The 21218-nt window shown below is 44.8% G+C and carries 21 protein-coding genes; 9 read left to right on the top strand and 12 right to left on the bottom strand.

What is annotated here, in order from left to right; translation table 11 throughout:
- Window positions 1-15 precede the first annotated feature (15 nt).
- The 6 genes from AZI87_RS04765 (at window position 16) to AZI87_RS04715 (ending at window position 6699) form a co-directional block, all read left to right on the top strand.
- On the top strand, window positions 16-831 hold the full coding sequence (locus tag AZI87_RS04765) for an alpha/beta fold hydrolase (RefSeq protein WP_063205250.1): 816 nt from the start codon (window positions 16-18) through the stop codon (window positions 829-831).
- A gap of 64 nt (window positions 832-895) precedes the next feature.
- A complete protein-coding gene (locus AZI87_RS04760) occupies window positions 896-2512 on the top strand; it encodes a DEAD/DEAH box helicase (protein ID WP_253696447.1) in 1617 nt (538 codons plus the stop codon).
- Window positions 2513-3031: 519 nt separating this feature from the next.
- Window positions 3032-3784 (top strand): RHS repeat-associated core domain-containing protein, encoded by a 753-nt coding sequence (locus tag AZI87_RS04750; RefSeq protein WP_063205248.1) that lies wholly within the window; start codon window positions 3032-3034, stop codon window positions 3782-3784.
- A gap of 1000 nt (window positions 3785-4784) precedes the next feature.
- Window positions 4785-5012 (top strand): hypothetical protein, encoded by a 228-nt coding sequence (locus AZI87_RS04730; RefSeq protein ID WP_063205244.1) that lies wholly within the window; start codon window positions 4785-4787, stop codon window positions 5010-5012.
- A 177-nt stretch (window positions 5013-5189) separates the two neighbouring features.
- Window positions 5190-5666 carry a hypothetical protein gene (locus tag AZI87_RS04725; RefSeq protein ID WP_063205243.1) on the top strand — a complete coding sequence of 159 codons (477 nt, stop codon included), beginning with the start codon at window positions 5190-5192 and terminating at the stop codon, window positions 5664-5666.
- 754 nt (window positions 5667-6420) lie between these two features.
- Window positions 6421-6699, top strand: coding sequence for a hypothetical protein (locus tag AZI87_RS04715; protein WP_063205241.1), 279 nt, complete (start codon window positions 6421-6423; stop codon window positions 6697-6699).
- 76 nt (window positions 6700-6775) lie between these two features.
- Here the strand turns inward: AZI87_RS04715 and AZI87_RS04710 are convergent, their stop codons facing one another.
- The gene (locus AZI87_RS04710; RefSeq protein WP_063205240.1) at window positions 6776-7219 is read right to left on the bottom strand and encodes a BON domain-containing protein; all 444 of its coding nucleotides are present in this window, start codon (window positions 7217-7219) and stop codon (window positions 6776-6778) included.
- Between the two features lie 189 nt (window positions 7220-7408).
- On the opposite strand from AZI87_RS04710, the gene AZI87_RS04705 reads away from it, so the two are divergent.
- Complete coding sequence (locus AZI87_RS04705) at window positions 7409-7960, top strand: superoxide dismutase family protein (RefSeq protein WP_081112128.1); 552 nt, start codon at window positions 7409-7411, stop codon at window positions 7958-7960.
- Between the two features lie 32 nt (window positions 7961-7992).
- On the opposite strand, the gene AZI87_RS04700 is transcribed toward AZI87_RS04705, so the two are convergent.
- Window positions 7993-8646 (bottom strand): ankyrin repeat domain-containing protein, encoded by a 654-nt coding sequence (locus AZI87_RS04700; protein ID WP_063205239.1) that lies wholly within the window; start codon window positions 8644-8646, stop codon window positions 7993-7995.
- 11 nt (window positions 8647-8657) lie between these two features.
- On the bottom strand, window positions 8658-10025 hold the full coding sequence (locus AZI87_RS04695) for a D-alanyl-D-alanine carboxypeptidase (RefSeq protein ID WP_063205238.1): 1368 nt from the start codon (window positions 10023-10025) through the stop codon (window positions 8658-8660).
- Between the two features lie 276 nt (window positions 10026-10301).
- Between AZI87_RS04695 and AZI87_RS04690 the strand changes: the two genes are divergently transcribed.
- Together AZI87_RS04690 and AZI87_RS04685 are read left to right on the top strand one after the other, a co-directional pair.
- Window positions 10302-10664, top strand: coding sequence for a CidA/LrgA family protein (locus AZI87_RS04690; RefSeq protein WP_063205237.1), 363 nt, complete (start codon window positions 10302-10304; stop codon window positions 10662-10664).
- Window positions 10657-11337, top strand: coding sequence for an LrgB family protein (locus AZI87_RS04685; protein ID WP_063205236.1), 681 nt, complete (start codon window positions 10657-10659; stop codon window positions 11335-11337). The genes AZI87_RS04690 and AZI87_RS04685 overlap by 8 nt, the downstream gene beginning before the upstream one ends.
- On the opposite strand, the gene hemH is transcribed toward AZI87_RS04685, so the two are convergent.
- From hemH to AZI87_RS04640, 9 genes are read right to left on the bottom strand one after another with little or no spacing between them, the layout of a single operon-like run.
- On the bottom strand, window positions 11320-12333 hold the full coding sequence (gene hemH / locus AZI87_RS04680; protein WP_063205235.1) for a ferrochelatase: 1014 nt from the start codon (window positions 12331-12333) through the stop codon (window positions 11320-11322). The genes AZI87_RS04685 and hemH overlap by 18 nt on opposite strands.
- Complete coding sequence (locus AZI87_RS04675) at window positions 12326-13552, bottom strand: protoporphyrinogen/coproporphyrinogen oxidase (RefSeq protein ID WP_063205234.1); 1227 nt, start codon at window positions 13550-13552, stop codon at window positions 12326-12328. The genes hemH and AZI87_RS04675 overlap by 8 nt, the downstream gene beginning before the upstream one ends.
- Window positions 13549-14898 carry an oxygen-independent coproporphyrinogen III oxidase gene (gene hemN, locus AZI87_RS04670; RefSeq protein WP_063205233.1) on the bottom strand — a complete coding sequence of 450 codons (1350 nt, stop codon included), beginning with the start codon at window positions 14896-14898 and terminating at the stop codon, window positions 13549-13551. Before hemN ends, AZI87_RS04675 begins: the two co-directional genes overlap by 4 nt.
- Complete coding sequence (locus AZI87_RS04665; protein ID WP_063205232.1) at window positions 14891-15916, bottom strand: uroporphyrinogen decarboxylase family protein; 1026 nt, start codon at window positions 15914-15916, stop codon at window positions 14891-14893. Before AZI87_RS04665 ends, hemN begins: the two co-directional genes overlap by 8 nt.
- Window positions 15913-16587, bottom strand: a complete 675-nt coding sequence (locus tag AZI87_RS04660; RefSeq protein ID WP_063205231.1) for a response regulator transcription factor — start codon at window positions 16585-16587, stop codon at window positions 15913-15915. The genes AZI87_RS04665 and AZI87_RS04660 overlap by 4 nt, the downstream gene beginning before the upstream one ends.
- A complete protein-coding gene (locus tag AZI87_RS04655; protein WP_063205230.1) occupies window positions 16584-17459 on the bottom strand; it encodes a sensor histidine kinase in 876 nt (291 codons plus the stop codon). Before AZI87_RS04655 ends, AZI87_RS04660 begins: the two co-directional genes overlap by 4 nt.
- Window positions 17460-17468: 9 nt before the next feature.
- Window positions 17469-18749, bottom strand: a complete 1281-nt coding sequence (locus tag AZI87_RS04650) for a glutamate-1-semialdehyde 2,1-aminomutase (RefSeq protein ID WP_063205229.1) — start codon at window positions 18747-18749, stop codon at window positions 17469-17471.
- A complete protein-coding gene (hemC, locus tag AZI87_RS04645) occupies window positions 18737-20245 on the bottom strand; it encodes a hydroxymethylbilane synthase (RefSeq protein ID WP_063205228.1) in 1509 nt (502 codons plus the stop codon). Before hemC ends, AZI87_RS04650 begins: the two co-directional genes overlap by 13 nt.
- Window positions 20236-21135: a hypothetical protein gene (locus tag AZI87_RS04640; protein ID WP_063205227.1), complete on the bottom strand. Its 900-nt coding sequence runs from the start codon at window positions 21133-21135 to the stop codon at window positions 20236-20238. The genes hemC and AZI87_RS04640 overlap by 10 nt, the downstream gene beginning before the upstream one ends.
- Between the last annotated feature and the right edge of the window lie 83 nt (window positions 21136-21218).

The raw sequence follows: 21218 nt of genomic DNA, 5'->3' as shown, positions 1-21218 counted from the left end.
GGGTATAGGAAAAGGATGTCTTATCTCAACAATTTTTATCATCACATTTACGGCCCTGAAAACGGAAGACGCTGGGTTTTCGTGCACGGCCTGATGGGTTACGGGCAAAACTGGCGCAAGATCATTTCTGGCATTGAGGGTACGGAACGGTGCTTGGCCTATGATCAACGCGGGCATGGCCGCTCATTTCAGCCAGGTTCTGGTTATGCTCCGGAAGACTATGCGGACGACTTGAAAATGATTGTCGACGAGTTGGGGTGGGAAAAGTTCATCCTGGTCGGGCACTCCATGGGCGGCCGTAATGTTTTAAACTTTGCCACCCGCTTTCCCGATTACGTGGAACGTCTGGTGATTGAAGATATCGGGCCCGAAGGCAACCCAAAGGCCCACGAGTATTACGAATATTTATTGAATTTAGTCCCGGCGCCTTTTGCGAATCGCGAACAAGCCAAAGAGTATTTTTTTGGGGAGTTCATTAAAACCGCAAAGACCCGTGAAAACGTGCAGGTCATGGCCAACTATTTTTACGCCAACATGGAGGAAAAGCCGAACGGTCTTGTGGACTGGCGCTTTTCAAAGCAAGGCATCATCGATTCCGTGCGCTTAGGTCGGGGCGATGACCGCTGGAATGAAGTTGAGGCCTTAGAGGTTCCGACACTTTTGGTTCGCGGGGCCAATTCCCAAGAGCTCAGCCATGAAAACTATCAGAAGATGTTGGCTAGCAACCGCTTGATTAAGGGCGTCGAAATCCCGAATGCGGGCCACTGGGTCCACTCAGATCAACCTCAGGCTTTTAGCGAGGCTTTGCGCCTGTTTGTGGGCGGCTTTTAAGCCGCCTCTTTGACTTTTCCCTTTGCTGTCAGTACTTTGGGGTTTCAGATCGGAGTAGTAAAATTTGAAATTCTCAGAATTGAATTTAGATTCTCAATTGTATTCGGCAATCCATAGTATGAACTATGAGGATTGCACTCCCGTCCAGTCGCAAGCTATCCCCGTGATCTTAGAAGGCAAAGACGTTGCTGGTCTTGCTCAAACAGGTACAGGTAAAACGGCCGCTTTTGTTATTCCTCTTATGGAGCGCATTTTAAGAGCGCGCCCGGCTGCAGGTGATGTCACAGAAGAACAAAAAGCTGTGATCGAAAAGCGCGCTTTCAAAGACTGGAAACCTCAGAACTTCGTTTTAGTTTTGGTACCGACACGCGAGTTGGCTGAACAGGTTCAGGATAATATCCTAAAACTGGGCGAGCACTCAGGCCTTAAGGGCTTTGCGATTTACGGTGGGACGGGTTACGATAAGCAAAAAGATGCTTTGAAAAACGGTGTCGAATTTATCGTCGCAACGCCAGGTCGCTTGATCGATCTTTACAAAGAACACTTGCTGGACTTGAAACAAGTTCGCGCGATCGTGTTCGATGAAGCTGATCGTATGTTCGACATGGGTTTTAAAGACGACATGAAGTACATTTTGCAACGTGTGCCTCGTGAGCGTCAGTTCCTGGTCTTCAGTGCGACTTTGAACTTTGATGTTTTAAACACGGCTTACCAGTTCGGTTCAGAGCCTGTTGAAATCAACATCAGCCGTGATCAAGCTAAAGCTGAAAACGTGAAAGATCAGATCTTCCATGTGGGCAGTGATGAAAAACCTCAGCATCTTTTATCTTTGTTAAAAGTGAACAATCCAAAACAAGCGATCATCTTCACGAACTTTAAGTTGAGTGTAGAAAAGATTGCGAAGTTCTTGGTGGATAATGGTGTTCCTGCGATGGCGATTTCAAGCCTTCTGACTCAAGCGCAGCGCAACCGCGTGATTGAGCAGTTTAAAGCAGAAAACAACATGAATATCCTGGTGGCTACTGACGTGGCGGCTCGTGGTTTGGATATCAAAGGTGTCGACCTTGTGATCAACTACGAACTTCCGATGGACAGTGAATCTTACGTTCATCGTATCGGCCGTACGGGCCGTGCGGGAACAACAGGTCATGCATATTCTTTGGTGGGTGATAAAGACATCGAGTCTTTGGCGCGTATTGAAGAATATTTGAAGCACAAAATCGAGGTTGGATATCTTGAAAATGATCAATTGATTCAAGAGTTCAAGCCGATGCCAAGACATCATGAAGGTCACTATCCAAAATCTTTGGATCGAGCTCGTGGACCTCGCGGAGAGCGTGGCGAAAGACAAGGCGGCGGAGAACGTCGCAGCGGTGGCGGACCGAATCGTCCACGCCGTGATGGTGAACAACGCCGTCATGACAAAGGACCTCGTCCTGAGCGTGGTGAACGTGATCAACACAAGTCAGCTCAAGGCGGCCAAAACCGCGGACCTCGTCCTGAACATAAAAAACACGACGGACCACGCAAGCCACAACATGGTAAGCGTCCAGAGCACAAAAAGCATGAGCACCGCAAAGGTCCTCATCAGCACCACCAAGGCAAGAAAACACCAGCCGTGGTTGCACAAAAATCCTTGGGACAAAAGATCTCGGGATTCTTCAAACGACTTTTCTCATAAAGAAAACAAGGGGCTTCACGGCCCCTTCGCGACCGGTGCAGTTACAGTTGCTGCGAGTGGGGCGGCAATAACTTCTGCAGGGGTCACTACGCTTAGTGGCCTTCTTGCCGTAGATGTTGGTGGCACTGCATTTTCATCGGTAATTGCAGGTATTCTAACAGATGTTGGTTTGAATATTCTCACCAACTCTCCACCCCCAGGGGTGACAGCCGCTGAGGTCGCGAAAGGTATTGGTAAGAAAAGCTGCCCATAGTGAGGAGTTGGGTGAATGTCTAATAACGATTTGTATGTTCAAATATGTAGAGTTGGTGGACCAATTGCTCTTTTTATCTGTACCCCAATCATAGCGCTTTGCTTTGTCTGGGTCGTGTGGAAAGCCCTGGAGCAAGGACAGGTCGTTTCGAAAAAAACAATTTTCGGGATGATTGCGTTTGTGGGCGTATGTATTTTCATTGGCATTGGAGCATGCCGAATTGGCTTAGGGTGGTTTGGTGGAAGAAGGTAGGCTGAACTTATCCTTTGTCTGAGTTTGGAAAGTACCTGAGAAGAAGAAACGGCAAACCAGTTCAAGGATTCATCTGCCAAACTCAATATCAAATCGCCGCAGAAACAGACGGCGCCGGAAATATCATCCGCCGTTTCGTTTATGGATCAAAAATAAATATTCCCGATTACGTCGTCACTGGTGGGAAAGAATATCGAGTTATTTCCAACCAAGTAGGAACACCCAAAGCAATCGTGGAGTCTTCAACGGGAAAAATTGTTGAGACATTAAGCTACGATGAGTTTGGCGTGTCCCTTGATGGTAAACGCAGCTCATACCTTCCGTTTGGTTTTGCTGGAGGGCTTAGCGATAGCGACACTAGTTTATTGCGTTTCGGCGCTCGTGATTATGATCCGGAGACTGGTAGATGGACTTCTAAAGATCCAATACTGTTTAGAGGTGGCGATACGAATCTCTGTGGATACGTTTTGCAAGATCCGGTAAATTTCATTGATCCAGAGGGAACAACTTGGAGGGATGTGAACGTTAGAAATCTTTTTAGCGGCGGTCTATTGTTTACTTTTGGTGCAGCTGCAGTCGTTACTGCTCCTGCAAGCCCGCTTGGGGCAATCGGTGCGGTAATCGGTGGTACTGCGGCGCTTGCCGGTGTTAGCATGATTATTGATGAGTACAATAACTTTAAAAAGGATGCTGGCGATTACACAAAGAATCAAAATCCGTACTCGCCAATTGTTCTTCCTAGTACAAACGCGATAAAATGCCCTTAAGATGCGAAAGGACCGAGAATGAATTTCATATATATTTTTCTTCTAATTATAACGGTGGTCTTGTTTGCTCTACTGATTCCAGCTGTATTTAAGGCGAAGAGCCTTCGTAAGCAAAGTAGTTCTGTCAAAGGTGGAGAAAGTAGCATTCAACTTTCGGTGGCATCATCGAAAGTTAAGTTTCGATTTAGATTGTTTTTGTTGATTGGATTGATCGATTTGGTTGTGCTCTTTGTAACTCGTTAAGTGACTTCGTTGTATTAAGAACTGAAGACATATAGGGGCCAAGCAGCGGCCAAAAATTCAAAAAATTCTCGAAATTCAGCCTCAGCCCCCCTCCGGGTTGGGGCCGCCCGCGATTCTTGCACAGGAGATTTTTCCAAAAGGGACCTGATTTTCAAAGGTTCTGTGTTGCCATGGATACCTGCATGCCCAGAAAGGAAGATGAGTTGGAAAATAATTTAGATAAAAATCTTTCTGTAATATTGGTAAAGTTAGCGCGGCCTTTTCTGGCAATAGGATTTATCGCAACAGCAGTGCTCTTACTGATCAGTATAAAATTTACTTTCAAACAGGGGAGAAAGATTTCTTTTCTTGGTTTTCAGTTGTGGCTGTTTGCATATTTGGGATTTGGTTTTTAATTCGCGCGTGCCGGAAGGAATTAGGCTGGTTCCAAAAGAAGTAAAAGACATGAGAGATGGGATTTGCGTTTGCTGAATTAGCTATCGGTGCAGATTGGGGAATAAGTCCCTTTAGGGACAAATCTTTTAAGATCCAATACGATCAAATACAGGAAGTTACGTTCTCGGATTTGGGTATGAGCTTATCTATGCGTCTGAAAAATGGAAAAAATATTTCTCTTGGATCGACTATACGCAGAGAAAGCGATGAATTTTTCGGTTCCCGAATTAGGCCCAGTAGATGCTTAAGGCAGACCTGGCGAAAGGCTTAGGTTAAAGAAAAAAATTGAGTCTCGTTTGTCGCGCTGAGGCGGATTAAAAGTATGAAAACTAGTGAATTGGTGGGGATGATAGCCCTATTGTTGATTTGGGCCTTTGCTTTAGTTCCTGCCATTAGGAATTTAAAATTAATTTATACGAATGAGTTCATTCCTCGAATTAGCGAAGGCAGAAGAAATCTTCTTTTAATTTTTTATGCAATTGGTTTTCTTGGAATTTTTTTAGGAGCCGCATTCTTTATTTATAAAATTCAAGATGCTTTATTTTCGTAGATATTAAGATTCTGAGGTAGCGACGGCCATTCTGCGGCCGCCGGAATCTAAAAATTTTCTAAAAAGCTCGAAATCTTGAGTATGATGTCGAAATGGCATCCGTCCCTTGCACGGCCGTAGTTGAAATTTAAAATCAAATGAATACAGATATAGAGTTTATTACTATATGATTGATGTATGAACGGGCTTTTTAGCACCACACAGTACTTGAAAGAAGCAATAATTCTATCGATTCTTGGTTCTATTTTATTTGGTGGCGGTTTGTTTTGGGCTCTTTCAATTCAAGTGAAAGGGCCAGTTATTTGGATTTTTTCCATTTTTTTTATTATGGGACTCATCTACTTGTTTGGAGCGATTCGTAGTCGCTCTAAGATATCTCTGGAGACCCATTATCTAACCCTAAAAATAAGACTTTATGAAAAACAATATCGATATAGTGATATTGTTGGTCTTGAGGATCACACTTTTGATGGTTTTTATATCATCTTTAAAGATGGCTTTAAGTTTCACATCAGTTCGAAATTTCAGATGGACAGTGATGAACCTGAAGCAGTTGAAGTCCTTAACGCTTCCGACGAGTATGCAAATTTCAGGGCTGTGACGATGATTAAGAACCTTCTAACTGTTCACATCGAAAAGAGTCGGGAAAATTAGAGTAAAAGGAATTTTGTAAAGTCCAGGCTGTAGGTCAATCTTACGGACGTTTCAAATTCTCTTATTCCGATGCTGGAAACTTAGTGCTCTCATGTGCCAATGATGAGAAAGTCTGAGTATGACGAAATTTGAAAACATAGCATGCGTTGCTTTCATTATTCTTTTTATATTTGGTCTTAAACCCACGATAAAAAATTTTATGGTAGCGCATAGAAATGAAGGAAACAAAGTTTCGAAGGGCATGCGTTTCTTCTTAATGTCCTACTTTGGTGTCTCTTCGTTAGGTATGCCTTTTTTGTGTATTTTTTTGATTTATTTATTAATTACCAAAAACAGCTAATTTGTAAGCGACACATACTTTGTGAAACTTTCTAAACCCTCGTTGGGCGGTGAAACAGAGACTCAACTGCTCGCAATTGTATGCGCCAGTTCACTGGTTTTTGTTGGACAATCATATATTTTACAATGGAACTACGAAAGAATAAAAGTAAGCTTAAAATATTTAAGACAGCGCCTTCAATCAGATCATTTTTACTCGTAATGTTGATCTCAAAAAAGCGATAGATGCTGGTGTGGGAAGCGCATTAACGGGCGCAGCGGGAGCCTTGACTGCATTCGGAGCAAATACCTTGTTGAAAGCGGGTATCAGTGAAACACTTGGATTTGCTGTAGGCTCAAGATTAGGGTTCGGAATAAGCTCAGGAATCCTGACACACCTACAGGAAATACAGTGGGATATTCGGGACGTTAATCCATGAATTTTGATTTTTTAGTAAATAGAATATTTTTAGTTATAATCGTGATAGCTGCGTTAATTGCAGTTATTGTACTTCTTTCGAAAATTGAACGTAGTTTTTTTGGAACTGACCGAATCGCCCAAGTATTTCAAAAAAAGGAGAATTTAAGTAACTCAAAAGGTCGCATTAAACCTGTGTATTTCGCACTTTTAGCGATCGTATTGCTCCCGATATTTTATAAAATTGCATGTGATGAGAGTTGTAAGATAGCAGTTAAAAATTTCTTTACCAAATAAGATGGGAGCCTTAGAAATACTCATCTCCAATTTGGTTCGGAAATCGATTTTCACAAATCGAACTATCTTTCTACTTTTAGTGGCGCCCGTGACGGCGGATCAGGTCTTCGTGACGATCGACGTGCAGGCGGTTTGAGATGTCCTTCACTCCAAATACTTTTTCTACAGAATCTTCGGCAAGATACTTCATGTGACGGTCAGGGACGGTGCCGCGAAGGATGACTTCGCCATCGACGACATCGACATCAATGTTGTAAGCATCGACGTATTGATCGCGTGTCAGCATTTCGCAGACCTCTTCGCGAATGCGTTCGTCACTGCGTTTGTAGTTTTTAGGACCTCGGCCCGTGTAAGAACGACGGGGAGTTTGTGAACTCTCATAGATCGCGCTGAACGTGGATTTCGGATTGAAATCACCGGGCTGACTTTCTTGTTCTTCAACACGAGGAGAATCTTTGGCTTCATCTTCAGCCAATTGATCGGGCTGACGGCGACGGGATTTTTGCCCTAGGCGACTCATAAGCTTCTCCTTTCCGGCGTTCACTTTTAAAGTTTATCAATTCAAAGCGAAGCCTCAAAGTCACGTCCTTCAAATTTTTAAGAATCATGCTTTCACTGGAGAATTTGTTAATTAGCGCGCGACCTTTTCTCACACCATTGTCCGTGTTCCAATATTTGAATCGAATCAAGGAGGTCGTTTGTGAGAAGCATGATCTTTTTTCTCTTCATACTTGGACTAACAGGCGGAGTAAAAGCACAGGAATCCAAAGGTCCTGCTGGAAAACCTGCACATAACAAACCAATGCCTCCCGTATCGGTGATTTTAAAAGACGCTCAAGGAAAACAAGTGGGCGATGTGAACTTCACTCAAGAAGCCGACGGTGTAAAGACCGTGGTGAATCTAACGGGTATGCCAGATGGCACCTATGCGTTTCACGTTCATGAAAAAGGCAGTTGCTTACCACCGGAATTTAAATCTGCCGGTGATCACTTTAATCCCGATAAGAAAAAACACGGTGAAGTCAAAGGAGGGCCACATGCCGGCGACTTTAAAAACGTCGAAGTGAAAAGCGGGCGTGGCCATTTAGAAGAGATCAATAAACACATCTCTCTATTATCGGGACCGAACTCACTTCTGAGAGCAGAAGGAACTTCCGTCGTCGTGCATGAAAGAGGTGACGACTATAAAAGCCAACCGGCCGGAGCCTCGGGAAAACGAATCGCTTGCGGTGTCGTAAAAACCCCCGACCGCGCAAATTAGTTTAGATTGCACGGGCGCTCAGGGACGAGCGCCTATTTTTTTGCGGAAAGAAGAGTGACGGCTTTTTGGTTTTGCGCTTTTGTCGCGATATCTAAAGCTGTTTTACCAGATGAATTCTTGGCTTTTTTATCAGCACCGGCGTCTAACAAAATCTTGATCGTTTCGGCGTTTCCGTGGCGGGCTGCTTCCATCAAAGGAGTTTTGCCTTCGGAGTTTCCTTTATTCACTAAAGTGGCATCTTTAGCTAAAAGCACTTTCATTGTGGCGTGGTCGTTCAATGATGAAGCGAGAGTCAGGGCGTTGTCGCCAAGTTCATTCAAATCATTCAAAGGCGCGTTAGCCTCAATCAAGGCTTTTGAAACTTCAGGCTGTTCGTTGGTAAGAGCATAGTACAAAGCCGTCTTTTGATCTTTATCTTTGATCGTGACGTCGGCTTTTTTAGAAAGAAGGAATTTTACAACCTCGACTTGGCCGCTAGCCGCTGCCGTCATTAGAAGAGTTTCGCCTTTTTCATTGGGCTTATTGATGTTAACTCCCGCATCCAAAGACTTTTGAAGCTCTTTGGTCTTTCCTGCGTAAGCCAGTTCAAAAGCTTTGTCGTCGACAAGTTTTTTGCTGCCAGCAGCAGGGCTCATCGAGCCCGCGAAAACCACACATGCAATTAAGATCAATCTAAAAAGGTTCATAACAAGTTACCTTATTTCATCTTCAAGGAAAGATTGTTTGATTCCGCTACCAGCGTGGATGCTGAATCGATTGGATTCATCAAGCCCACTTGAGTGTAATCAAACTTCTTCAATCGTACACGCTCTGCCAGGATAGAGACAAGGTCACGGATGTAGGTACGTGGCTTGTTTAGGTTTCTTTGGTCATAGATATCTGGCTCTGTTAGTACCGCAAAGTACAAGTTTCCATCAGTCGTCGAAAGCGCTCCACCGAAAGTGATAGCTTTATCCGCAGAACCTGTTTTACCCGTCAGCGTGTTGTCGAAAGTGTCTGAACCGTACAAAGATTTAAATGTCGAGTAGTGTTCACCGTCTCCACCCACTGCCATCACATCCGCCAGTTGGAATGCTTTAGAGCCTTTATATGCTTTAAGCATATGATCCAAGTCTTGGATGATGCGTACGATAGATTCACATGTTACTTCGTTATAAATTTTTTGATCGTTAATCATAACCGGGTAACCAGAACCATTCATCATCACAACCGTGCTTTCATCCATACCCAAACGATTTTTGATGAAGGCTTTATAACCGTTCACACCGCCCAAACGCTCAAACAAAATATTCGGTGGAACGTTGGAAGAGTAAGCATTGAATTCACGCATCATCATATAAAGAGGACGTGATTGGAATGAATAGCCTGTGACTTTCACTTCTTCCGCGTACTTTTTAAACTCAGAAGAGATCGAAGGCTTGATAGTTTTAACACGAATCTGACTGTAGTTTCTTACGAAATGAGTCAGTGCTTTTTGCGTCGTCAATGGACCATAGAACAAATCCGGATCCGCACCACGGTACGTGCCATCGTCGCGATGTTGAACGATATAAGCGCTGCCAGGCCCCATGGGAACGACGAATTTTTCGTCATAAGAAAGCTGACTGATAGAAGTACAGCCACGACCCGTAAGAATAGGTTTCAACTGCTTAAACACCGTCGACAGCATCTCTTTACCCATGAAGATATCGCCGTCACCTGCTAAGTGAACATAACAAGTTTTATCTGGATTTGTCGGCGTAATATAAAGACGCGTTTTAAAACGGTATTCAGGACCCAGGGTCGCCGTCGCCCAGTGAGTAACTAAAATTTTAGAAAGTGAAGCAACACGGAACTTCGTTTTGATATCGGTTTCTGTCACGTTGGTGGGAGTCGATCGCACGAAGCTGCTGCCACTGTCTTTAATTTCTTGTGCGGTGGGGTTGAAAGCTTCGGCTTTACTTGTCGAATCTTTCATGAAGCACATGGCATTCATTTTATAAGAGAACGCAGATGCGGTACTTGCAACGGCGGTAGAAACGATAATGCTAGCAGCAATATTTTTTAGTAGAGAAGCCTGAGCCATCTAACGTACTCCTTTAACAACGTGTAACCCAGATACAAGATCTGTGCGCTTTGTGAACTGCCTGTATTGGATCTGAAGTGTCTCAATTTTTGACATTGACGCATTTTGAGACCGGTTTGGAAAAAGGTACCTGGTTGGGTCTTCGCCAAAGCCGGCTTATTGGTATAGGGCGGTTTTAGGCCTCTATAAAGTGAAATGGCCCCGCTATGTGAAAGGACACGAAATCCTTGGGAAGCTCGTTGCCTGACGCTTGAGGGATCGCTAGAGTCTTTAAGCATGATATTAGCGCTGTTGATTCTGCTGACATTTCAATTCTTAGGAGAGGGTACGGTCGCTCTCTTAAACCTTTTTATCCCGGGGCCGGTTTTAGGGATGGTGTACTTCTTTATTGCTTTAGTGTTATGGCCGCCCTTGAAAGAAAAAGTGGAAGCACTCAGCCGTTTTATGAATGCTCACCTGGCGCTATTCTTTGTGCCTGCGGGTGTAGGAATCATCGATTACTTTGATTTATTTGGTCGTTATGGCTGGGCCATGGCCATCACTCTTATTGTCAGTACACTGATTACCTTGGGTGTGACCGCATGGTTTTTTAATCTGCTTCTCAAGATGCATCCCGAGCAGGAGCCAAAGCATGATTGAGCTCCTCTCTTTAATCATGACCTTGGGATTTTATCTTATCGCGCGACGCCTTAGCACGTGGGGGAAAGAGCATCCTTTCTTAAGCCCGCCCGTCATCACGATGTTTGCCATTGTTTGCGTGCTTATGGTTTTTAATATTCCCTACAAAGACTACTTTGCAGGAGTTCGACCCATTCATTTTATGTTGGGCCCCGCGACCGTGGGCTTTGCTTTGCCATTGTTCAATCAGATGGCCCGACTGAAACGAGTTTTGAAACCTTTAATCTTAGCTTTAGCGGTTGGATCTTTTGTGGGAATCTTTAGTGCGGTTTTGATAGGGGCGGCATTGGGGTTGCCTCACGATATTTTATTGTCGCTGTCTCCTAAATCCGTCACGACTCCAATAGCAATGGGAATTGCGGAAAAAATCGGGGGAGCTCCGGCTTTATCGACCGTGTTTGTGATGATCACGGGAATTGTTGGAGCGATTGCGGCCGGCACTGTGATGAAGCTTATGAAAATTCACGATCCTTTGGTGAAAGGATTTTCCATGGGTCTATCGGCCCATGGCTTGGGAACTTTCAGAGCGTTTCAGGTGAATGAAATGGCTGGTGCTTTTGCGGGATTAGCGATGGCGCTCAATGGACTTATGACCGCCATCTTGATTCCGCTTTTGTTATTTTTGATTCCTTAAAAGACCGGCAAAGCCTTCGATCCATTCGCGATCGTCGTTCACACAGGGAACTAACTGATAGTCGGTGCCGCCATTGTGCTCAAAGATCTCTTGGCCACCGATGCCAATCTCTTCTAAAGTTTCGATGCAATCAGCAACAAAGGAAGGGCAGACCACAGCGACGGATTTTTTACCCTTTTGCGCAAGCACTTCTAAGGTATGATCCGTTGCAGGTTTAATCCACTCCGCTCTTCCTAGTCTTGATTGAAAAGAAACGCTCCAATGACTGTCTGGAAGATTCAAGCTTTCGGCCATCTTAGTGGCCGTGGCATAACATTGGGCGCGGTAACAATTCTTTGCGCAAGCATCTTGATCAAAACAGCAGTCTTCCGTACGAAGACAACCGTGAACTTTGCGCACTTGGCTTTCAGGCAAACCATGGAAAGAAAACAAGTAGTGATCAAAGTTTTTTCCCGATGTGGATTCTTTCACTAATCTTACGGAAGGCTTGATGAAAGAATCATCCGCATAAAACGGAGGAAGAACGCTGGTAGGTGTGTCTAGATTCAGCTTTTTCAACCAGCGATTTACTTCTTTGACAGAAGAACCTGTCGTCGCCTCGGCGTATTGGGGATACAGAGGCACTATCAAAAGAGAAGAAATGCCTTCGCTCGAAAACTCTTCCAAAGCTTTGCCTATAAGCGGGTCAGAATAGCGCATTCCCACTTTTACGCTGTAACCAGTGCCCAAGGACTCCTGCAAAGCCTTGGCAAAACGATTTGTATATACGGTTAGCGGAGAGCCCTCGTTTTCCATCCAGATCTTCTTATAATTTTCGGCCGAAAAAGGAGCGCGACGAGGAACGATGATCCCGTGAACCAAAGGCCAGCGCACGAAGAAGGGGATGTTAATAATATCTTTATCCATTAGGAAGGTCTTAAGGTAGGCCTTCACATCGTCAACTTGATAAGTGCGGGGACTTCCAATATTTAAAAGCAAAACGCCTTTTTTAGACATAACGACCTGCGATTTCTTCTGCAAGTTTATCACCGCGCTCTAAGATTTTGCTTAAGCCGATTCCGCCTAAGTAATTCCCATGCAAGAACAGACCCTCAGGAAGCTCTTGAGAATTTAGATCCTTTAAAGTCTTTTCAAGTTCGACATTATAGAACGGAAGAGCATTGCGCCAGCGGAAGATACGATAATCTAGCAAGGTTTCTTTATTTCCTAAGACACGGAATCTTTCTGTCGCAATGGTTTTCAAAACTTCGGCATCAGACATGTCTAAAATAGAGTTGTCATGGGCACCACCAAAGATCCATGTCTCGGAATAAGTTTTGTCTCGTCCTGCAAAGATGTAAGAGTTCATCAAGATCCCCAAGGCTTTAAGGCCATAGTACCGGGGAATCAAGCAGCCAAATCCAGGGTATGTATTTTGGGCTTTGGCAAAGTAAACCGTTACACTCATTAAAGAAGACATTTGAATACGAGAAAGCTTTGCTGCGACATCCGCATGTGAGGACTTTAAAATTTCGCTTGCAGACTGAGCGGAAGTAGCAACAACAACGGGTCCACTTAACTCTTTTACTTTAACATTAGAATTCAAATGAATGCGAACCCCGAGCTCTTTCAGCTTTGCTTCAAGATGATCGATCACATCCTGCATGCCCTCAGGTCCCGTCATAATACCCTTGTACTGAGGCTGCGACTTGTCCTTCTTTTTACGGTTAATCAAGGGTCCAAGAATCAGGCTTGCACTCAGTTCATCCGTGGCATTCCCATAAATACCTTGCATGCCCGGACTGAGAATAAACTGCGTCGCCGGTGCGCCGATAATACGGTAACCCCAGCTCTGCAAAGTTTCGTTTTCGCGCGGGGAAAAATTCTTCTTTCCCCGGGTAAGATTAAACAAAAGCTTACCGATGAATTTCACTGTTTCCGAGAAATAAAGCGGCCAAGGACGCGGTTTTTCTCGGAAGATAAATCGTTTTTTTGAGGATTCAAGAGCGCTCAGTGGCGTGAGCCCAATATCTTTGAACAGGGCTTCGGCGTGGGCTGTACGAATCATTGAATTCGCCGCCTGTTCGGCAAGGCCGAACTGATTTTTATCTGTTCCGATAAGGCCTCCGACGCGGGGACCTTGTTCGTAGATATCAACTTCAAAGCCTTTTTGAGCCAGTCGCAGGGAGAGGCTTAAGCCCGCAAACCCTGCGCCAATCACGCTGATTTTTTTCATATAGATTGAGAGAATATCTTAGTCTGTGGTTGTTTTGATTTTAAACGTTCGTCGAAGAAAACACAGGCATTGCGCAAGAAAGGGCGGCCCTCTTCTTTAACAAGCAGCTTGTGATCTTTGATCTCAACCAAATGATCTTTCAGCATTTCGCTTAAGAACTCTTTCGACTTTGCTTCTTGATCTGCATCCGTGAATTCGACTTCGAACTCTGTCATCAGCTTCAAAATTTGCTGACGACGAATACGGTCTTCTTCAGTCAAAACGTGTCCGCGCAATGTCGGAATACGACCTTCGTTTAACGCCGCTTCATACAATGGCAAAACTTTTTCATTTTGATGGAAGCTGTAAGGAGTTTCAGAAATTGAAGAAACACCTAAACCCAAAAGAACATCAGTGCGCTGATCCGTGTAACCCATGAAATTGCGGTGCAGGCGTTTTTCATTCATTGCTAAAGACAAATTGTCTGTCTTTAAAGCAAAGTGATCCATACCGACTTCTACATAATCATTCGCTAGAAGAATGTCGCGAGCGATTTCGTAAAGCTCGCGTTTTTCAGCGGACTTCGGAAGGTCTTCATCTTTGAAAAGTCTTTGTGCGGGTTTAATCCAAGGAACTAATGCGAAACTATAAAGTGCAATGCGGTCAGGACGAAGTTTCACTGTGGCATGCGCTGTCTCGCGAATAGTTTCAGGCGTTTGTTTTGCCAAACCATAGATCAAGTCAAAGTTCACGGACGTATAACCAAGGTCACGCGCCGCTTGTGTCAATTTTTGCGTGATCTCTAAAGGTTGAATACGGTTCACTAGACGTTGCACTTCCGGGTGGAAATCTTGAACGCCCATACTGACGCGGTTAAAACCCAGGTCGCGCAAGGCTTTAAGTTGATCCACATTTGTACGACGAGGATCGACTTCGATAGATCCTTCGAAATCATTTTTATCGACGTTCACGCGATTCATGATCGGTCGAAGAAGTTTTAACAATGATTCTGCCGATAGGAACGTCGGCGTCCCACCGCCAATATGAATATGCTTCAAAGGTTTTTCTAAAAGCTCGGGGACTTGTTGTGTGTAAAGTTCCCACTCTTTTACAACCATATCCACGTAAGGCTGCTCACGCTTATGGTCTTTGGTGATGATGTTATTGCAGCCACAGAAAGTACAAAGTGATTCGCAATAAGGAACGTGCAGATACAAGGACCATGCACCATCACGCTCATTTAACGTGGCACGCAAATGCTGAATCCATTGATCCTTCGTCGGATTTGTTTCCCAGTATGGAACCGTCGGGTAAGACGTGTAGCGAGGAGCGGGAACATCATATTTGGCTAGAAGATCTTTAATCATGAGAGAGCTCCTTACGGACAGTGTCCACGAAGAGTTTCACATTCTTTTCTGGAGTCTTTGGAAGAACTCCATGGCCTAAGCCGCAAACCCATCCCGCACGTTCTACAGGGCTCATGGCTTTCATTGGAGCTAAGAAGTGAGATAAGGCTTTTTTAAAATCAGCGTCGTCCATGAAAAGAAGACTTTGATCAAAGTTTCCTTGAACGAACCCTTTGTTTTGAATTTTGAAAGAATCCGGCAAATAGCAGCGATGGTCAAAACCCTGGCCCGCCCAAGGTAAATCCGTGAAAGCTTTATTAAAGAACACCGGTTGAGTGCCTTTAGAATAATAGCCGATCTTGCCAGGATAATCTTGAGACAGACGAGTCAACACGGGTTGAATCCATTCTTGGAAGAACAGAGGGGACACTTCGCCGGCTGCCGTATCAAAGATCATCACGATCTCAGCGCCACCTTCAAATTGCAGGCGGATGTTTTCTTTAAGAAGTGGATACATTTTTTCCAGGAACTGCGGGAACATATTGATCAGTGTTTTAGACTGAATCAAAGACCCCGCGTGCGAACCTTCCACGGCATAGACAAACAAAGTCCAAGGACCACCAACAAAGCCGATCAAACTTTTATTTGAGGGCAGAACTTCGCGAGTCGCTTTCACCGCGGCCTTTTGGAATTTCATAAATTCGATAGCTTCGTCCACAGGCCCAAGCTTTGCCATGGTCTGCGGATTTAATTTGAAACCCAATTGGGGCCCATGATCCGTGTAATCAAGTCCCATTCCCAATGCTTCTAACGGGAATAAGATATCACTAAAAAGAATGGAAACGTCGAAATCAAATTCAGCGACAGGGCCTAGTGCGACCTGCGCCGCTAGTTCCGGCTGCTTACAAAGCTCCATGAAAGAATGTTTTGCACGCAAGCCTTGGTAGTGCTGGTGATAACGGCCAGCTTGACGCATGAACCAGATAGGAGGAACAGCCTGCGGAGTTCTTTGAAGAGAGTTTTTAAAAAGTGAATTCATACATTTTCCTCCACGGACCATTGGTAACCCACACCCCGTACAGAACGGATGTGTTTTTCACCGTCATCGCCCAAAAGCTGGCGAAGGCGGACAATAATATTATCGATAGTGCGATGACTTGGATTTTTATCTACACCCCAGATTTCGTTCATGATTTCATCGCGGCTAAGAACGCGGGGGGCTTTTTCAATTAATAGCTGTAGGATTTTGAGGTCCGTCACAGGTGGATATTCGATCTGGCCTGATTTTTTTTGCACCGTCATGTTCGTGAAGTTCACAGTGCAAGTTTCCAATTCCACTTCACGAGCCGGAGCATGAGCATCCAGAACATGTTTCACGCGAATCAAAAGCTCTTTAAGATGGAAGGGCTTAGGAATGTACTCCTGAGCTCCCAGTTCAAATCCTTTTAAGCGGGATTCTGCATCGGCTTGCGCAGTCAGGAATAGAAATAAGACGTTTGAAATCTGACGTATTTTTGCGGCCAGCTCGAACCCAGTTCCATCAGGCAAGCCGACATCCAAAATAACCAGATCAAAATCTTTGCTGTGGTTAAACGTCGTCCAGCCTTCTGATAAAGACTTCGCCCAACTGACGTCATATTCCTTTTTAAGACGTTCCGTCAGCGTTTCACCCAAGGAAGTATCATCTTCGACTAAAAGGATCTTTCTCATTTTAGCTGTCCTTCCAGTTCGATGAAGGATCTAAAGCCTTCATTTTCACGAGAGTCATAACGGATATGACCGTTCATGCGATTTAAAAGACGGCTGGTAATCAAAAGCCCCAGGCCATTGCTTCTTGCATCCTGAGATTTCAAAATTTCCGAGCCCAACTTATGCACCGGCCCTTTAAAGCCCAGTCCATCATCTTGCATTTGCAGCTCGATGCGGTTGTCAGACAGAGTTTTGATTTTGATCCGTACTGTGGTGGCTTTCCCGTGCAAGACAGAGTTTTGCAAAAGATTTTTGAAAACACTTAATAAAGCACGGTGGTCGCCACGAATTGTCGCCTCGCGCTCTAGCTCAATGGAAAGCTCAGGAAATTCGTTGCGCAGACTAGAAAAGATGGATCTTAAGGAAACATCCTCATGCAAGAGTTCACCATCTTCGAGATTGGCCAATAACAAAGAATTTTCTAACTGCAAATCCAAGCGTTGGATATCGGAGATCAAACGCTTCAAGATAGGACTGCTGGCATTTGTCGTTTCTTCTTCAAGCACTTCGGCTTGTAAGCGCAGACGCGCAATTGAAGTTTTAATATCGTGACTGAATGTCGAAAAGAAAAAACGCAGACGTTGATGACGTTTTTGATCGCGATATGTAAATACTACCAAAGAGACGCCACCAAAAAGAATGGCGGCAAGCAAGATCGAACCTTCCCATACGAACATACGGTGAGACATCTTCATTTGTTCTAAGGTTGTCGTGTTGGGATTTAAGCGAAGTAAAAAGAAGACCCACCACCAAGCCACAAGTGAAAACGTGAACACAAACCACACAATGGCCAAGGCTGTTTTCACTTGAGGTTTAAGGAGCTTCTGTAACATCACCACGTCCTATTCAGCGGCGTCGATAATAGCTTGAGCAGCTTGTTCTAAAATCTCATCTGTATGAGCCATAGAAACAAATCCGACTTCGTAAGCATTTGGAGCCAGGTAAACGCCTTTTTCCAAAGACTTCAGGAAGAGACCTTTGAAAGTCGCTCCTTGATTCCCCGGAATTTGTTCAATCGTGCGAATAGGAGTTTTAGAAGGACCGTGAATCCAGAACAAAGAAGCCGAATGACTGACTTCTAAAGGAAGTCCTTTTTTCGCAAAACCCGCGCGGACAGTGTCGGTGAATTTTTGAGTTCTTTTTTCAAGAACATTCCAACCATCCAAGCGCTGCATTTTTTTAAGAGTCGTAAGGCCGGCGCGCATGCCAATTGGATTCGCACTCAACGTGCCAGCTTGATAAACGTCTCCGCTTGGAGCGACCATGTTCATCAATTCTTTTTTTCCACCGTAACAACCTACAGGGAAACCACCACCGATAATTTTACCGTAAGTCACAAGGTCAGGGCGGATGCCGGTTTTTTCAACCATGCCTTGAAGTCCGACGCGGAAACCAGAAATGACTTCATCAAAAATCAAAAGGCTTCCGTTCTTTTCGCAAAGTTCAGCGACTTTCTTTAAGAATTCTTGTCTTTGAACTAAAAGACCATAGTTGGCAGGAAGTGGTTCAATGATAACTGCCGCGATGTCTTTACCGAAATTGTGGAAGACCTCTTGAAGTTTTTGTTCGTCATCTAACGGAGTCACGACAGTTTGTGCGGCGACTTCCGCGGGAATGCCGGCACTCGAAGAAGCCGCTGCACCCGCAAGTCCGCTTCCGGCTTTTACCAAAAGATTGTCGACGTGACCGTGATAGCAGCCTTCGAATTTTAAAATCTTATTACGACCTGTCGCCGCGCGAGCCACGCGCAAAGCACTCATTACCGCTTCTGTTCCTGAAGAAACGAAACGTAATTTTTCCATGAAAGGCAATGTGCTCGTGATCCACTCCGCAAGTTCCAAAGAGTAAATCTCTGTGGCTCCGAAAGTCCAAGCGGTGTCGACCATGCGGTGAACTTCTTCTTTTACTTCGGGATCTAAGTGACCCAAGATCAATGGACCAAAGCTTTGGCAGAAGTCGATATACTTTTTGTCTTCAACAGACGTCAGGTAAGCGCCCTCCGCTTTTTTGAAGAATACCGGAGCGCGATCCAAGCCTTTAAAAGAACGAACAGGGGAGTGAACTCCACCCGGAGCGACATTCAAAGCGCGTTGGAATAATTCTTCAGAGGTTACTTTGTGCATTGTTTTCTCCAGTCGTCTTGATCCAAGAAAATTCTTAAGCGGGAAGGATCAAAAGCGTTTTTATTTTCCATGTAAGCGCGGATCACTTTGTAAGTGTTGCCCGGGCCACAGGCGTGGTTTTTGTTTAAAATTTCTGGCGCCTCTTGCGCAGCTTGCAAGAACTGGCTGCCGCTACTCCAGAAAAAGCTTTCTTTATCAGTTAAGCCTTCCAAACTGCCTGTTGGTTTCAACGTGTAAGTCGCTACCAAAGGAAGTTCAGCGGAGTTCGCAGCAAAGCCTTCGTCGTGCGAAAGTTTCGCCCACTGCAAAGATGTTCCCGCAAGAATATCAATGCGTGCGTTTTCTTGCTCCCCCAGGCTTTCTGAAGAGCCGTGAACCCATATACCTTTTTGGGCCAAGTTTTTCCATGTTTTAAGCCCTGCAGTCCAAACAAATCCGGGGGATTGAAGTTCGGAAGGCCAAGCTTCACTACGAGCCACGAAAACCGCGTTCGTGTTCACTGGCAATCCAGAAAAGTGCAGATTGTTGCGGTCGGCTTTGACGTCACTTGACCACATTTGGTTTTCATTAAACTGAGGCGCTTTATCTTTCAGCTGAAGCTCGCGGGCATCCAAGACTTGCCCCTGATCGGTCAGGCCTTTAAGCAAAGTGATATCGCCATAAGGGCGGGTCATCACGGCGACGCCGATTTTTTGATGGCAGCCACCACCGAAACTCGAAAGAATCTCACGCTCTTTTTGAGCGCAGCGGTATGTGTCTTCATCATGGATGGATTTCAAAAGATCATTGAGGTCACGGCGAGTTGTCAGGATTTCTACCGCCAAAGCCCCTTGAGCAGCCGCATTCGGATTTATACTTAATGGCAGTACAGCCCAAGTCAGTTGTTGCATATAACCGCGCAACAATTCTTGAACTTCTTTAAACTCGGCCTGAGGGGCTGTTAACAGACGGTCTAAAGCCGCTTTGGCCACGATCAGGCCATCGGTTTCAGAGCTTTCTAAAAGTTTACGAACGCGAGTAGGGATATTTCCACGCACGCTTTCAAACTTCACGGACTGCAAATTAAACGGAAGATGAGATTTAAAAAAGTCGGTGAGGTTGTATTCACGACGAGGAGAAGAGCTGAAAACTTTCAAAGCTCTGTTCGCTTTGATTTTCTCAAAGTGCGAAGTTTTTAAAAGTAAAAGATCTCTTTGATCCGCGCGCGGCAAAGTCGCGGCAATCAGAGTGTCGACTTTGCCCTCTGTAGGAAGGTCTTTCCAAGAGTGCACAACCATATCGGTTTCGTCGCGCAAAAGCTCGCCGTAGAAATCTTCAGTGAAGACACCTTTTTCAGGAATTTTCCACAAAGGATCTGTCAGATTGATATCACCCAGGGATTCTTTGAAACGGTATTCGACTTCCAAAGCAGGATGTTTTTTTTGAAGTGCTTCGCCAACGGTGTAAGCCTGAAGGCGAGCCAAATCGCTCTTGCGAGCGGAAATTTTTATGCGCATAGATCGTCCCAACCAAGTGGGCGAAGCTCCGTTCTTTGCATAAAGGCTACGGCTTTTTCAAGAAGATGTGCTTTCAAAGCCTGAATCTTGTTGTGAGTATCCTTTTTCGTTTCTTCAATCTCTGCAAAGAATTGATGAAGCCCCATGAAAACCACGTGGGGGAACTTTTCTGCGATCAAAGAATCCAATTCGTTTTCTTCTCCGCGCAAATCAAAAACAGCTGTCGGACGTGTGTCCTGTTTGCTCATGAGTTCCAAGATACGTGCGTCGCTCAAAGGAGCCGCAATCACCATCGCCTCGCCATGAATGTATGATTCATTGTAAGTCGTGATAGTCAGATTGTTGTATTTCTCTGAAAAATTTTGCAATTTTGCAGGATCACGGCAGATCGCTTGAAGCGCTTTCTTGTGAGCCAGCCAAGGAAGAATCTCTTGTGCCAATTGACCCGAGCCGCACATTGTAACGGTCTCTAGATCTTTTGTGTATCTGCGCAAAAGGCTTCCGTAGCTTTGCGAGCCAATACCGACAAGATGCTCTGCGCGCGTCTTCTTCACTTCGGCCATGATGAAGTTCAACCATTTTTGGTGATCTCCAAAAAGCGTGTCACCCAATTGTTTACGTGACTCAACAAAGTTTTTAAATTGTCCGAAGACTTCTGTCTCACCAACAATCGGTGAGTGCAGACCGCAAAGGATTTCTAACAACAAGCTCAGTGCTTGTTCGCCGCGAAGGATGTGATCTTCTTTTTCCAGAACATCCGCGTAACCTGCCAACTCACCTTCAGTGCAAAAAAGAATTTTGCGAAGGCAGGTTTTCCAGATCGCTGCATCTTGGAGAGACTCCGAGAAGTTTCTATTGGATTTTCTGTGAACGAGAAGTATATCTTCCATGTACAGAAAGGTTTATCACTAAACTTTCAATTAAGTGTCATCCAATTGTCATCCGAAGAATGAAAATTGCTGTAATGCCTGGA

This window comes from Bdellovibrio bacteriovorus, from assembly GCF_001592745.1.
Taxonomy (GTDB): Bacteria; Bdellovibrionota; Bdellovibrionia; order Bdellovibrionales; family Bdellovibrionaceae; genus Bdellovibrio; species Bdellovibrio bacteriovorus_B.
The sequence above is the reverse complement of the archived record's forward strand: the minus strand, read 5'-3'. Positions and strand labels throughout refer to the sequence as shown.

What these genes read in the sequence shown, in the direction of transcription:
- AZI87_RS04765 (WP_063205250.1), top strand. Translation starts at nt 16, where the DNA reads ATGTCTTATCTCAACAATTTTTATCATCACATTTACGGCCCTGAAAAC.
- AZI87_RS04730 (WP_063205244.1), top strand. Translation starts at nt 4,785, where the DNA reads ATGAAAACTAGTGAATTGGTGGGGATGATAGCCCTATTGTTGATTTGG.
- AZI87_RS04725 (WP_063205243.1), top strand. Translation starts at nt 5,190, where the DNA reads ATGAACGGGCTTTTTAGCACCACACAGTACTTGAAAGAAGCAATAATT.
- AZI87_RS04715 (WP_063205241.1), top strand. Translation starts at nt 6,421, where the DNA reads ATGAATTTTGATTTTTTAGTAAATAGAATATTTTTAGTTATAATCGTG.
- AZI87_RS04710 (WP_063205240.1), bottom strand. Translation starts at nt 7,219, where the DNA reads ATGAGTCGCCTAGGGCAAAAATCCCGTCGCCGTCAGCCCGATCAATTG.
- AZI87_RS04705 (WP_081112128.1), top strand. Translation starts at nt 7,409, where the DNA reads ATGATCTTTTTTCTCTTCATACTTGGACTAACAGGCGGAGTAAAAGCA.
- AZI87_RS04700 (WP_063205239.1), bottom strand. Translation starts at nt 8,646, where the DNA reads ATGAACCTTTTTAGATTGATCTTAATTGCATGTGTGGTTTTCGCGGGC.
- AZI87_RS04695 (WP_063205238.1), bottom strand. Translation starts at nt 10,025, where the DNA reads ATGGCTCAGGCTTCTCTACTAAAAAATATTGCTGCTAGCATTATCGTT.
- AZI87_RS04690 (WP_063205237.1), top strand. Translation starts at nt 10,302, where the DNA reads ATGATATTAGCGCTGTTGATTCTGCTGACATTTCAATTCTTAGGAGAG.
- AZI87_RS04685 (WP_063205236.1), top strand. Translation starts at nt 10,657, where the DNA reads ATGATTGAGCTCCTCTCTTTAATCATGACCTTGGGATTTTATCTTATC.
- hemH (WP_063205235.1), bottom strand. Translation starts at nt 12,333, where the DNA reads ATGTCTAAAAAAGGCGTTTTGCTTTTAAATATTGGAAGTCCCCGCACT.
- AZI87_RS04675 (WP_063205234.1), bottom strand. Translation starts at nt 13,552, where the DNA reads ATGAAAAAAATCAGCGTGATTGGCGCAGGGTTTGCGGGCTTAAGCCTC.
- hemN (WP_063205233.1), bottom strand. Translation starts at nt 14,898, where the DNA reads ATGATTAAAGATCTTCTAGCCAAATATGATGTTCCCGCTCCTCGCTAC.
- AZI87_RS04665 (WP_063205232.1), bottom strand. Translation starts at nt 15,916, where the DNA reads ATGAATTCACTTTTTAAAAACTCTCTTCAAAGAACTCCGCAGGCTGTT.
- AZI87_RS04660 (WP_063205231.1), bottom strand. Translation starts at nt 16,587, where the DNA reads ATGAGAAAGATCCTTTTAGTCGAAGATGATACTTCCTTGGGTGAAACG.
- AZI87_RS04655 (WP_063205230.1), bottom strand. Translation starts at nt 17,459, where the DNA reads ATGTTACAGAAGCTCCTTAAACCTCAAGTGAAAACAGCCTTGGCCATT.
- AZI87_RS04650 (WP_063205229.1), bottom strand. Translation starts at nt 18,749, where the DNA reads ATGCACAAAGTAACCTCTGAAGAATTATTCCAACGCGCTTTGAATGTC.
- hemC (WP_063205228.1), bottom strand. Translation starts at nt 20,245, where the DNA reads ATGCGCATAAAAATTTCCGCTCGCAAGAGCGATTTGGCTCGCCTTCAG.
- AZI87_RS04640 (WP_063205227.1), bottom strand. Translation starts at nt 21,135, where the DNA reads ATGGAAGATATACTTCTCGTTCACAGAAAATCCAATAGAAACTTCTCG.